Source organism: Trichocoleus sp. FACHB-262 (genome assembly GCF_014696035.1).
Classification (GTDB): domain Bacteria; phylum Cyanobacteriota; class Cyanobacteriia; order FACHB-46; family FACHB-46; genus Trichocoleus.
On record NZ_JACJPK010000017.1, the window covers coordinates 710,042 to 722,231 of the forward strand.

General features: G+C 49.7%; 13 protein-coding genes. 9 read left to right on the plus strand and 4 right to left on the minus strand.

Annotated features, from left to right (window positions below):
- Nucleotides 1-145: 145 nt before the first annotated feature.
- Nucleotides 146-316, plus strand: coding sequence for a hypothetical protein (locus tag H6F68_RS04310; RefSeq protein ID WP_190431065.1), 171 nt, complete (start codon nucleotides 146-148; stop codon nucleotides 314-316).
- Nucleotides 317-461: 145 nt separating this feature from the next.
- Here H6F68_RS04310 and H6F68_RS04315 read toward each other — a convergent pair whose 3' ends face one another.
- Complete coding sequence (locus H6F68_RS04315; protein WP_190550864.1) at nucleotides 462-662, minus strand: chlorophyll a/b-binding protein; 201 nt, start codon at nucleotides 660-662, stop codon at nucleotides 462-464.
- A gap of 313 nt (nucleotides 663-975) precedes the next feature.
- Here H6F68_RS04315 and H6F68_RS04320 point away from each other — a divergent pair, with 313 nt between their 5' ends.
- On the plus strand, nucleotides 976-1,467 hold the full coding sequence (locus H6F68_RS04320; RefSeq protein WP_190556686.1) for a hypothetical protein: 492 nt from the start codon (nucleotides 976-978) through the stop codon (nucleotides 1,465-1,467).
- Nucleotides 1,468-1,655: 188 nt separating this feature from the next.
- Nucleotides 1,656-1,811, plus strand: coding sequence for a hypothetical protein (locus tag H6F68_RS04325; protein WP_190556688.1), 156 nt, complete (start codon nucleotides 1,656-1,658; stop codon nucleotides 1,809-1,811).
- On the opposite strand, the gene H6F68_RS04330 is transcribed toward H6F68_RS04325, so the two are convergent.
- The 3 genes from H6F68_RS04330 to H6F68_RS04340 are packed head-to-tail and all read right to left on the minus strand — an operon-like array spanning nucleotide 1,808 to nucleotide 6,407.
- Nucleotides 1,808-2,950: a CO2 hydration protein gene (locus tag H6F68_RS04330; protein ID WP_190556690.1), complete on the minus strand. Its 1,143-nt coding sequence runs from the start codon at nucleotides 2,948-2,950 to the stop codon at nucleotides 1,808-1,810. The genes H6F68_RS04325 and H6F68_RS04330 overlap by 4 nt on opposite strands.
- A 4-nt stretch (nucleotides 2,951-2,954) precedes the next feature.
- Nucleotides 2,955-4,523, minus strand: coding sequence for an NADH-quinone oxidoreductase subunit M (locus tag H6F68_RS04335; protein WP_190556692.1), 1,569 nt, complete (start codon nucleotides 4,521-4,523; stop codon nucleotides 2,955-2,957).
- A 12-nt stretch (nucleotides 4,524-4,535) separates the two neighbouring features.
- Complete coding sequence (locus H6F68_RS04340; RefSeq protein ID WP_190556694.1) at nucleotides 4,536-6,407, minus strand: NAD(P)H-quinone oxidoreductase subunit F; 1,872 nt, start codon at nucleotides 6,405-6,407, stop codon at nucleotides 4,536-4,538.
- An 825-nt stretch (nucleotides 6,408-7,232) separates the two neighbouring features.
- Here H6F68_RS04340 and H6F68_RS04345 point away from each other — a divergent pair.
- From H6F68_RS04345 to H6F68_RS04370, 6 genes are all read left to right on the plus strand, one after another.
- Nucleotides 7,233-7,541: a carbon dioxide-concentrating mechanism protein CcmK gene (locus H6F68_RS04345; RefSeq protein ID WP_190431058.1), complete on the plus strand. Its 309-nt coding sequence runs from the start codon at nucleotides 7,233-7,235 to the stop codon at nucleotides 7,539-7,541.
- A 78-nt stretch (nucleotides 7,542-7,619) separates the two neighbouring features.
- A complete protein-coding gene (locus H6F68_RS04350; protein WP_190431057.1) occupies nucleotides 7,620-7,967 on the plus strand; it encodes a carbon dioxide-concentrating mechanism protein CcmK in 348 nt (115 codons plus the stop codon).
- A gap of 6 nt (nucleotides 7,968-7,973) precedes the next feature.
- Nucleotides 7,974-8,276 carry a EutN/CcmL family microcompartment protein gene (locus tag H6F68_RS04355; RefSeq protein WP_190431056.1) on the plus strand — a complete coding sequence of 101 codons (303 nt, stop codon included), beginning with the start codon at nucleotides 7,974-7,976 and terminating at the stop codon, nucleotides 8,274-8,276.
- A gap of 160 nt (nucleotides 8,277-8,436) precedes the next feature.
- Nucleotides 8,437-10,515 carry a ribulose bisphosphate carboxylase small subunit gene (locus H6F68_RS04360; RefSeq protein WP_190556696.1) on the plus strand — a complete coding sequence of 693 codons (2,079 nt, stop codon included), beginning with the start codon at nucleotides 8,437-8,439 and terminating at the stop codon, nucleotides 10,513-10,515.
- An 85-nt stretch (nucleotides 10,516-10,600) separates the two neighbouring features.
- Nucleotides 10,601-11,251, plus strand: a complete 651-nt coding sequence (locus tag H6F68_RS04365) for a transferase (protein WP_190556698.1) — start codon at nucleotides 10,601-10,603, stop codon at nucleotides 11,249-11,251.
- A gap of 92 nt (nucleotides 11,252-11,343) precedes the next feature.
- Complete coding sequence (locus H6F68_RS04370; RefSeq protein ID WP_199295738.1) at nucleotides 11,344-12,183, plus strand: BMC domain-containing protein; 840 nt, start codon at nucleotides 11,344-11,346, stop codon at nucleotides 12,181-12,183.
- Nucleotides 12,184-12,190 lie beyond the last annotated feature (7 nt).

Below are 12,190 nucleotides of genomic sequence, written 5' to 3' on the forward strand. Positions count from 1 at the left end.
ACTATCCAACCAGTTTGCATTAAGAAAGCTGAACGATCGTCAACCTTAATTACAAGATCTCCCTAGCGAAATCAGCAGCTCAGTCTTGAGTGGTAGATTGATTGGAATTAGCAGGTTCTTGCCATCAACCTATCAGCTAGGAAATATGTACGATAAGAATTCCAAGAAAGACTGGGTGAGTGCGGGTGCCACGGCAACCGTGGGAGCAAGCCTTGCGGCAACCTTTTCTGTGCTTCAGGGACGTGATCCGTTCGTTGCCTTTGTCATCCTGGTTTTTGCAGTTGCAGTTGCCTTAGTTATCGATCACTATTTGTAAGATTAATAGTCACAGTCACTAAAGTTTGAACATGAAAAAACTTCACACCTTCTGGGAGAGATGTGAAGTTTTTTATATTATCTATTTAATTTTTGTAGCTGAAACCTAAATTTGTGTTTTGCTTTCAAAAAGAAGCAAGCGTTGATTAGTGGATTAGGTTAAGAACGTCACGGACAACACTGAATCCAGCTAAATCCCAAAGCAGATAAGCAGCAAAGCCGATCATCGCCAGACGTCCGTTCCATAATTCTGCTTGAGGCTTCCAGCCCAAAAGAAATGCGTTGCGGTCGATGCCGTTATATGCGGGGGCTACAGGAGGTAGTTCAGTTGCTTTGTTGGTCTGCATGTTTACATTCCTTAATAATCAAGGGATGCCTCCATGCTATGTCCGGGTTCAACTTCTGAGGTCTGCCATTAGAGCTATCTATCGTCTCTACCTAAAAGTAGACCTTAAGAGTAATTCCGCAGTCGCGCTCCTAAAATTGTGCGATCGCGTTCCACCGCCCTCGCAAGGTCATCCAATCGGGTGAAAGTTAGGCAAACAACCAGTAAGTTTGCGGAAAAGCGATCGCTGATCGAGATGTTGCAATCATCGGGTTGGGTCAGTCAATCTGACAACTACTGCCCCCTTGCTCCATTGACCAGAGGAAGACGTTGCCATGATTCATCACATTTCTATCCCCGTTGAAAATCCGCTTCACGTCGCTCAAGTCCTAGCTGAGCTACTCAACGGTAAAGTTGCTCCTTTTCCCTCTAACCCCAACAGTTACATGGTGATCGCGGGTGATGCGTATGGCACCATGATCGAGCTTTACCCTGTAGGCACCGAATTGATGCCAGGAGGCTCCACCAGCCCCGTTACCTTTAGCCAAAATGCGTTTACTTCTCCCTTCACTGCGGTACATGCGGCGATTTCTGTTCCTGCCAGCGAAGAGCAAATTGCTGAAGTCGGCGCAAGAGAAGGGTGGCACACGGTCTGTTGCGATCGCGGTCCCTTCCAGGTAATCGAGTTCTGGATTGAGAACAAACTGATGCTAGAACTCCTCCCCGCACCTCTTGCTACCTGCTATCTCAATTTCATGGAACCCGAAAATCTAGCGCAGTTCTTTGCAGGTGCTTCAATTCCACGGCCTGCGGCTGTTACTGTTTAAGTTGTTAAAGCCATTGTCTGACTCTCCCCGCTAGCCGCGATCGCCACTTCCCTTCAGAGCGATCGCGGTTTATTTCATGGAGGGAATGTGATGGCTGACTCAGACGACATCAATTTGTGATGCCAAGTTCATACATCATCCAAAGCGATTGACTAGCATACAGTTGCAACTGACATCCTGAAGCTGCTATGAGACGATTCCGACAAGGGCTGCTGATTCTGATCTGTCTTTATGGGCTGTATCTCATCAAGACAGCCTTGGGAATTGACATCTCTCAGCGCTACACAGCTTGGGAGGTCTTCAAGTTACCAGTCAAATCCTTGATCCATCGCTCCTCTGGCTAATACCGATCTGGAACGTTCACGATCTCCAAACGAGAGGGAATAAAGCGATCCATCCACTTTTCTAGATAAGCTCGATTAGCTTGGCGTTGCTTCGGGTCTTCTGTATCGAGTGGGTGAGGCATCAAGCCCCGAATCGCTGCCGTGGTCACACAGAACATCGACTTTTGGAAGCTCTCACAAATTTTCACCCGCAGATCATCTTCCCCACGGAGTCCCTGCCGATAGATGTCATGCAAGTAATCTGGCAAGAAATGCCGCATGTCTTGCATTAGTAGCGTCGGAGGAATACCAGCTCCACCAATCGGTAGTGGGTCGGCATACAGCGCTCCATAGATAAACTGGTCCTGAAACACTGGAATTTGTTGAGCTTGAGCGTTGTAAGATACCGTGCCGAGGAAAGGGGTGCCTCGGAAGAAAATAGTATCTACATAAGGAACCGCTGCATCCATCAAGAAAGTCAGCCCTGCCGATTCAGGAATAATGTCATACACCTGACCTTTGACTTCGACGGTATAAATCAAAGGTTGATTGGCAGCAGCAACCAAAGCATCTTGCACATGCTGCACCACTTCTGCGATCGACTGAATTTCCTTGCGATCGAAGCGATCCGAGAGGTCAATGAACATATCGCTCATCACTCGCCAGAACAGTCCCAACACCTTGTAATAAGCTAGTTGCCGAATCTGTTCTGGCAAAAAGTCTGGAAACACCCGTTGCAAACCGCTCACCAACCAATTATTTTTGGTCTTGGCTTGCATTACCCGCTGTGCCCGCTCTAAAAATTCCGGTGAGTCTAGGTAAGTGTCCAGATCACCACCGCCATGCCATAACATGGTTTTCATCACGTACTCGGCATACTCGTAATTAATCCGATCGTGATTCCAAAATTGCAGCAGTTTCCCTAGAGAAACTTCCCCATTGAAATATTTGAAAAACGGGAAAAGTTCTAAAAACTGATGGTCAGCAATATAGATCAAGTTTTTAGAGTAGGCATCTAGCACAATGCCATAGCTCTTGAGGATACCTACGACTTCTAAAACATTGACCTGACTGTTGGCAAGGAGTGCTTCTCCCGCTTCTAGCCGATGCACATACTCCGCCAAGGGATGATTAGAGGGTTGCTGGATAGTACTGACCATCGGTTTAGTTCGCCTCCAGAGCGATCGCCGCTGAACTAGTTAGTAGAGGTGCCTTTAGCAGCTTTTCAGTCGGATCAGCCGCATCAGGGACAGGTGTCGCTTTGACCACCACAGTTTCGGGTACAGGTGCCATCGCTGTAATCGTCGCTTCGCCCCAAACTGTCAACCATTTAGGTTGAATCCCTAAAACCACGATCAAGATTGCCAGAAAAATGGCAGGAGCGCGATCGCGCCAGGTGACAGGGGGTAAGTTTTCCACTGCTTCTGAGAGCCGCCCGAAGAAAGCCCGATTCATTAACAAGAGAAAGTACACTGCCGTTAAGCCAGTTCCCACCATACAGAGCAATGTCTGCACCGGAAATACCGCGAAGCTGGCCCGGAAAACAATGAATTCAGAGATAAACCCGACCATGCCAGGAATGCCAGCACTCGCCATCACTCCCACAATCATCAAAGTGCCGATTAGGGGCAAGCCGCGCTCTGGATTCAACAAACCTCGGACGACATTTAAGTCGCGCGAACCTGCTTTGGTGTAAACCACACCCACCAGCAAGAACAGCATGGCGGAGATTAAACCGTGGCTGACCATTTGCATTAAAGTGCCGATCAAGCTCAAAGGAGTCGCTGCCGCCATCGCTAGCAACACATAGCCCATGTGAGCAATGGAGCTGTAAGCCACCATTTTTTTCATATCGGTTTGGGCGATCGCCGCTAATGCCCCATAGAGCACACTCACAACCGCCCAGCTCGCTAACCAGGGTGCAACCACTTGCCAAGCATCGGGAAATAGACCATACCCAAACCGCAGCAAGCCATAAGTGCCCAGCTTGAGCAATACACCCGCCAGCATTACTGAAATGGGAGTAGAAGCTTCTACGTGAGCATCGGGCAACCAAGTATGGAAAGGAAAGAGAGGAACTTTGATGCCAAACCCTATCAAAAGCAGGCTTAGCAGCACCACCTGCTGTCCCAGTGGGAGCGTATGGGCGATGACGGTTTCGTAGTCGAAGTTGAAAGAGCCGCTCAGCCAAGCTAGGCCGAAGTATGAAGCCAGAACTAACACCCCAGAAATGGCGGTGTAAATCAGGAATTTGGTAGCCGCATAACCCCGACGAGCTCCACCCCAAATGGCAATCAGCAGGTACAGCGGAATTAGTTCTACTTCATAGAACAAGAAGAACAGCAGCAAATTCTGCGCTAAAAACGCCCCAGTCACAGCAGCACTGAGCAACAGGAGCAAGCCATAGTAAAGTCGAGGCCGCTGAATTTCTCCATCAGTGCTGTAAATAGCAACGCCAGTGAGGAGACAATTCATCACGACCAAGGGCAATGACAAACCATCGACTCCCAGACGATAGGTCAGTCCTAAGTTATCTAGCCAAGGCAGTGATTCTTGAAACTGTTGTCCTGGTTCGAGCTGGATAAACTGACTCGCCAATGCCACTGACAAACCTAAGGTGATGATGGCAAACACCAAAGCCAGGGTCCGATAACGATGGGAAGCCAAAGTTTGAGGCCAAAATGCCACCAAAATTGCTCCCAAAACAGGTATCCAGATTAAGCCACTGAGCATGATCTCTCCTCCTTACGCTGCTGAACCCATCAGAAAATTGATGATGCCATTCACAAGAGACCTGTTCATAAACAAGCCCAAGAAGGTAATGCTCAGAAAAACAATCAGAGCATAAAACTGGCTTTGGCCCGAAGCACTGTACTTCAGCGTCTCACCACTAAAGATGGAGGCGATACCCACAAAGTTGACAAAGCCATCAACCACGTAGCGATCGAACCAAGAGGTAAGCCGAGACAGTACATCCACACTCAGCACCACACTGACGCGGTACAGGCGATCGACGTAGAAATCGTAAGCCAGCAAGTCTTGCACAAATCTCAATGGAATCAAAATTGGTCTGGACAAGGTTCGGGTCAAGCCAATCGTTGCCCCTATCCAACAACCGAGCGCACCTGAAAGGACTAGGAGGAAGACTGCCCCTAGGTTTAAGTAACTCCAGTCAGGCAACAACAACAGCTTTTGCATCATTAGGGGTACGAGCAGCGTCAGGATGGTCAAGCTCACCATCGGTACTGCCATCTGCCAAGGTACTTCTGGAGCTCGTCGAGATTTAGGCTGCACAGCGCCTAAAAACACCAGGCGAAATACCCGCGTCAAATTAATAGCACTCAAAGCATTGGCAATCAACAAAATTGCTACGATCCACGGGTGCTCCGTCCAGAAAACATCCACCCCTCGCTCTAGCGCCCAAAAGCCTCCCAGGGGGAATAAGCCAACTAGACCCGCAATCCCCACCAGGAAAGCGATCGTGGTTGCTGGCATTCGGGACCACAAGCCACCCATTTCTGTTAGGTCTTGGCTGTTGGTGGTGATGATTACCGAGCCCCCACTCATGAATAGCAGAGCTTTGGCAATTCCATGAGTAAACAGCACCAAGAGGGCAAACCCGCTCCACTGCATACCCACTGCAATGAACACCAAGCCCAAGTAAGCACTGGTGGAATGAGACAAGGCCCGCTTGATATCTATTTGGGCGATCGCTACCAAAGCAGCCCCAATCGCCGTTACTGCCCCTAACACCACCAACGTGGCTAGTACCACAGGGGACAAGCCCAAAATGGGTTGTAACTTAATCAAGATATAAGCGCCACAACCAACCACTAGAGAATTTCGTAACACCGAAGCGGGGTTCGGGCCTTCCATCGCTTCGTCTAACCAAAGGTGCAGCGGAAACTGGGCGCACTTGCCCGCAGGCCCTGCAATCAAAGACAAACCGAGCAACGTTGCCGTTACAGGCGACAAATTTGCTGTTTCAGCCCATTCATATAAATCAGAAAAATTTAAGCTACCCGCCATGTTGGAGAGAGCCACTACCCCCATCAGCAGCAGCAAATCCCCTACCCGCTTAGTTAGAAAAGCATCCCGAGCCGCAGTGACAACCAAAGGCTGAGCATACCAAAAACCTACTAGCAAATAGGTAGACAGCGTCAGGAGTTCCAAAAGCCCATAACTGAGAAACAGTGAGTCACTCAGCGCCAAGCCGCTCATCGCTGCCTCAAAAAATCCCATCAAGGCAAAGAAGCGAGCCAAGGCCCAGTCCTTCTCCATGTACCCCAAGGCAAAGAGCTGCGATAGGAAGCTCAGAATTGTGATCAATTCCATCGCCCCAACACTGACCGAAGAGATGTCGAGAGCAAAGGACAAGTCTAAATCAGCCACGCTCAGCCAATGAACTATGTACTGCTGTGGCGCTTGGTTCCAAGTCGCTCGGAAGAGCAACGTGCCATGGACCAAGGCAACAACCGTCATCAAAATATTGAGGTAAGCGGCTGGTCGGGGACCGGTGCGACGTACAATGCCGGTTGACCACGGCAGGGTAATGAGCGCACCCAGTAACCCATAAAAGGGAACCCACCAGCTGGACTGGAGGAGAAACTGGTTCATTGAAATCGCCCTTGAAACTTCACCATCTAGTGCTGCTTAGAAACTCCCCAAAGTCAGCGAACCAACCCCAGAGAGCTCAGTTAAAAGTGGCCTATTAATCAGTGGATTAAATCTTTATTAATATCCAGCTTAACGCCTCAACCCCGATAAATCTAGGGTTTATTCGCTAAAAAATCATCAGAGGCAATCCTAACTTTTACTTATATAAGTAATCATAACTTGGCCTTTTAGCAACGCGATCGCAAACGTATCTGCCGCTATGGTGAGGGGTGATTCGACTATTACGTCGCCCCTTTCATTGCAGCAGAGATCTCAATCCCTTATTTAATCCATCATCTCATAAGGGCATCCATAATTCTTGCTAGATTTCTCTCCAGCACCCGACTAAATTCGTTGGTCTAATTTATAGTCAGCTCAAGATTCTAACCCAGGACAGATTTCAATTTCAGCCTTTACTGAGCGCTTTAGCAAACGTCCAGCGGCGCAGCTTGCCAAGCTAGTTGCCGTCATCAAAAAGCCTAAAAATCGCCTGAGAAAGTAAGCTTTTTAGCAAAAAAATTTCAGATGCACAAAATTGACCTTTAAATTGATTATTTAAAGAAAGCTAATATTCAATGGAGTTTGCACTTCAAGCAGAATTAATTAAATTTAATAATAAGCGTTATTAGATAATATCATTTTGTCTTATATTGCCAATGAATAGACCGTCCTCTATTCTTTAACACAGGATGTTAAAAGATCCGCTGAAGCTGAAACAATGACCCTTTCCGTGAATTTTTCAGCTCAGTTCATTCCAATATTTTTATCTAATCCGGGAGATAAGCGATGCCAATTGCAGTGGGCATGATTGAAACCAGAGGCTTTCCAGCTGTTGTAGAAGCCGCAGATGCAATGGTTAAAGCCGCTCGCGTAACCTTAGTCGGCTACGAGAAAATCGGTAGCGGTCGCGTTACTGTCATCGTGCGGGGTGATGTGTCTGAAGTTCAAGCTTCTGTAGCGGCTGGTGTAGAGTCTGTGAAGCGGGTCAACGGTGGCGAAGTGCTATCGACTCACATCATTGCTCGTCCCCACGAAAACCTAGAATATGTGTTGCCCATGAGCTACACCGAGGCGGTGGAACAGTTCCGGACCTGATTCCGGGTGCCAAGGCTATCAAGCTTTGGTTCAGTATTTTTTAATCCAGCGCTCAAAGAGAGAAAGGAGTCAAAACTCATGGCAATTGCAGTGGGTATGATCGAGACCTTAGGCTTCCCAGCGATTGTGGAAGCCGCAGACGCAATGGTCAAGGCCGCTCGCGTCACCCTAGTTGGTTACGAGAAAATTGGTAGTGGTCGTGTCACCGTCATTGTGCGCGGCGACATTTCTGAAGTCCAAGCATCTATAGCAGCAGGGATTGAATCTGTGAAGCGGGTCAACGGGGGACAAGTGTTGTCTACCCACCAGATTGCTCGCCCTCACGAAAACCTGGAGTACGTGTTACCCATCCGTTACACTGAGGCAGTGGAACAGTTCCGCGAGAGCGTAAATGGTCCTCGCTCTCTCCCCTACACCAGACCCTAGGCTTGAATGCTAATTGCTAAAGTTCGCGGCACGGTTGTCAGTACACAGAAAGACCCTAGTCTACAGGGTAGTAAATTCCTCTTGTTGCAGCTGATCGATGAAAATGGCAACCTTTTACCAGAGTATGAGGTAGCAGCAGATTGTGTCGGGGCAGGGTTGGATGAATGGGTACTGATCAGCCGAGGAAGCGCAGCTCGTCAGCCTTCTAGCCAAGAAAAGCGCCCGATTGATGCGCTTGTAGTGGCAATTATTGACACGGTTACGGTTGACAATTCCCGGCTTTATAGCAAGAACGAGGTCTATCGTTAGTCGCCCACTAACAGTTGCTTAGCAGCCAACTGGGTAATGAATTGTTGGCTGTTCTTGCAAGTCTAAGCCAGCAGTTCTCGTCGGGGCGGGTCTACACCTGCCCTAATCAACCATTACTGCTGAAAGCCAGCATGGCTATTTCAGTTAGGAGATATCAGTTATGGTAGTCCGCAGTCCTGCGGCCCCTCCCACTCCGTGGTCCAAAAGCTTGGCCCAACCGCAGATTCATGAGACGGCTTACGTCCACTCTGTCTCCAACATTACTGGAGATGTTCATATTGGTGCCAATGTCCTTGTTGCTGCTGGAACCCATATCCGAGCGAATGAGGGCAGCCCGTTCTATATCAGTTCGGGTACCACTATTCAAGATGGAGTGGTGATTCATGGTCTAGATAAGGGCCGAGTGCTTGGGGATGACCAGAATCAATACTCTGTCTGGATCGGCAGCAATGCTTCGATTATGCACAAGGCTTTGATTCATGGGCCAGCCTATGTTGGAGATGACTGCTTTATTGGTTTCCGCTCCACAGTGTTTAACGCTCGGATCGGCAAAGGCTGCATTGTGATGATGCATGCTTTGATCCAGGATGTGGAAATTCCGCCGGGTCGGTACGTGCCCTCCGGTGCAGTCGTTACCAATCAGCATCAGGCCGATCGCCTCCCCGATGTAGAACCTTCGGATATTGAGTTTGCGAGGCACGTGGTGGGCATCAACGATGCACTGCGTTCTGGTTATCTCTCTGCTGAAGATATTGCTTGTACCATACCCATTCGTAATAAATCAACGGAGCCTCATACCTCTGGGCTTGATACCCCTAAGGTAGATCAGGGTTCTGGCAATCGCAACCATCAAGAGTCAACTATGCAACTAAGTTCAGAAGTACTGCAACAAGTGCGCCAACTTATGGCTGGGGGTTACCGAATTGGAGCTGAGCACGTGGATCAGCGTCGCTTCCGTACCAATTCCTGGCAAAGCTGCACTCCCATTCAGGCGAATAGCGAATCTCAAGCGATCGCGGCACTACAAGCTTGCCTAGCCGAGCATCAGGGGGAATACGTCCGTTTGTTCGGCATCGACACCAAAGGTAAGCAGCGGGTTTCTGAATTAATTATTCAGCGTCCTGGTGATCCGCAAGTAACTGCCTCTAGCAGCGCCACCAGCCGTAGTAGCAACAACGCCAACCACAGCACTTACCAATCCAGCTACACCGCTAGCGCTAGCGGTAGCAAGCTCCCTGCTGATGTCCAACAGCAAATTCGTAGCTTGATCAACCAAGGCTATCAAATTGGTACGGAGCATGTGGATGCACGTCGTTTCCGGATGAACTCTTGGACGAGCTGTTCTCCGATTCAATCCACCCATGAAGGTCAGGTATTTGCTGATCTAGAAGCTTGCCTCAACGAGCATCAAGGGGAATATGTGCGACTGTTCGGCATTAATCCCAAAGGCAGACAACGGGTAGGCGAAATCATTATTCAACGCCCTGGCGAGGAGTCTGGTGCTCAGACCCATAGCACCACCCGCAGTGTCGCTACCTCCAGTGCCTCTAGCTCAGCATCAAGTGCTAGCTCCACTGTGAGTGGAGATCTACGCGATCAAGTTCGACAACTGCTAAATCAAGGCTGTCGCATTGGCACCGAATATGCCAACGAACGGCACTACCGCACTAACTCTTGGAAGAGTGGTCCTTCAATTCAAGCCAGCAGCGAATCTCAGGCGATCGCAGCCTTGGAAGCTTTCCTAGCAGAACATGCAGGCGAGTATGTCCGCTTAATCGGCGTAGACCCTCAGGCCAAGCGTCGCGTGGTTGAACAAGTGATTCAACGTCCTGGCGATAGCAGCCGGAATAGTCAACCTAGTGGTCAAGCCAGCAGTCACAGCAGCAATGGTGCTAGCAGCTACAGCAGCTCTGCAAGCAACGGTCATAGAAGCGCTGCAACCAGCTCTGGTTCCAGCAGTGGTTTGCCTGCGGAAGTGCAACAACAAGTTCGCCAACTGCTGAACCAAGGTTGCCGCATCGGTACTGAGTATGCAGATGAGCGTCGTTACCGCACCAGTTCTTGGAAGAGTGGCCCCTCCATTCAAAGCAATAACGAATCTGAAGTGCTCGCTTCGCTCAGGGCGATCGCGGGTGAGCATGAAGGGGAGTATGTCCGCTTAATTGGCGTAGACCCCAAAGCTAAGCGGCGGGTGTTGGAACTCCTGATTCAGCAGCCTAACGCAGTCGCTCAGCGTTGATGATATAAATTCCGGTGGAGGTTCTGATCTGCCAAGGTCACCTAATACAGCCGATTCTTGTTTGACCCTAGAGGTGCCCACGCTCATGTCTTTGCCACCACTTCACCCGCCTGCAAATCCTGAAATCTATGTGCGGGGTGACGTGACAATTCATCCAAGCGTTGCGATCGCACCGGGAGTGCTGATTCAAGCAGAATCTAACAGCCGGATCATCATTAATGCGGGAGTATGCATCGGCATGGGCAGCGTCCTGCATGCTTACAAAGGAACTTTGGAGCTGCAAGAAGGCGTGAACTTGGGTGCAGGTGTTCTAGTCATCGGTGAAGTGACCATTGGCGCGAATGCCTGCATCGGTTCCTCTGCTACCCTCTTCAATTGTGCGATTGAGGCAGGACAGTTGTTACCCTCCGGCTCTTTGTACGGAGATTCAAGCCGTCAAGTAGTTGTGGAGAACGGTTCAGGAGCGAGTGTCCAAACACCTCCTGAACCTGCATCTGCCAAATCTGAGCCTGTCACTGCTGCAACTACGACATCGGCACCGAGCGAGACCACTGCAACATCAGAGGCAGCCTCGAAGCCGACCCCAGATCAATCCGCCCTAGCAACAAAATCTCCGGAGCCGCCACCGACTCAAGTTTATGGGCAGGCTTATATCAATCGGCTGTTGGGAACGCTCTTACCCCATCGACAAGCGCTCAATCAACCAATTAATGATGATTTAGCGAATGATGCCTAAGGAGGGCGGAGAATTCGGCTAACGACTTCTACAATTTAAGGAAGAATCATGACCCGAATACTCCGCTTCTATAGGTTCTGATTAAGGTTTAGATGATGACACCTCCGAACATTCCTCCTGCCTCTGAACGGCTCCGTCGCATCCAAAGCCTCAAGGAAAGCGCTCTCGGTCTCGTCTGTACCCAGAGTTTTCCCGCCATCATTGGCACTGCCGATATGATGCTCAAGTCGGCGGGTGTGACCTTAATTGGCTACGAAAAAACAGGCAGTGGTTTTTGCACTGCGGTGGTCCGGGGCAGAATTGCGGATGTCCGCCTGGCGGTGGAGATGGGGGCAGAAACAGCTGAGAAGTTTGGGGAACTGGTGTCTGCCGTAGTCATTCCTCGGCCCCTACCCAACCTAGAAGCCGTATTACCCATTGGTACTCGCTTAGCCGAGTTAGCTTTAGAAAATTCCCAAAGCCGTTTAAGTAACTTAGCCGTAGGTCTGCTGGAAACCAGAGGCTTTCCGGCGATGGTTGGTGCCGCAGATGCCATGCTCAAATCGGCGGATGTGCAGCTGGCTGCCTACGAAACAACCGGGGCTGGCCTCTGTACGGCAATTATTCGTGGCTCTGTAGCAGATGTAGCGATCGCGGTTGAGATCGGGATGCAAGAAGCTGAGCGGATCGGAGAATTGCACGCCGTCATGGTGATTCCCCGACCCTTAGACGACTTGGAAGCAACGCTGCCAACGGCAGCTTGCTGGATCGAACAAAAACCTGATCCTTTACCAATCCTGCTCTCAATTCCAGTCAAGGAAGAAGAGAAAGAACTCGTCGAGCTAGAGCGAACTGAGGTCCAGCCTCTAGCCCTTCCCGCCCAAGCACCTGAACCAGATTTGTTAGAACTTCCTGATCTCCAAAAGCTACCGAAGCGATTAGAAGAACTCTAACCGTACT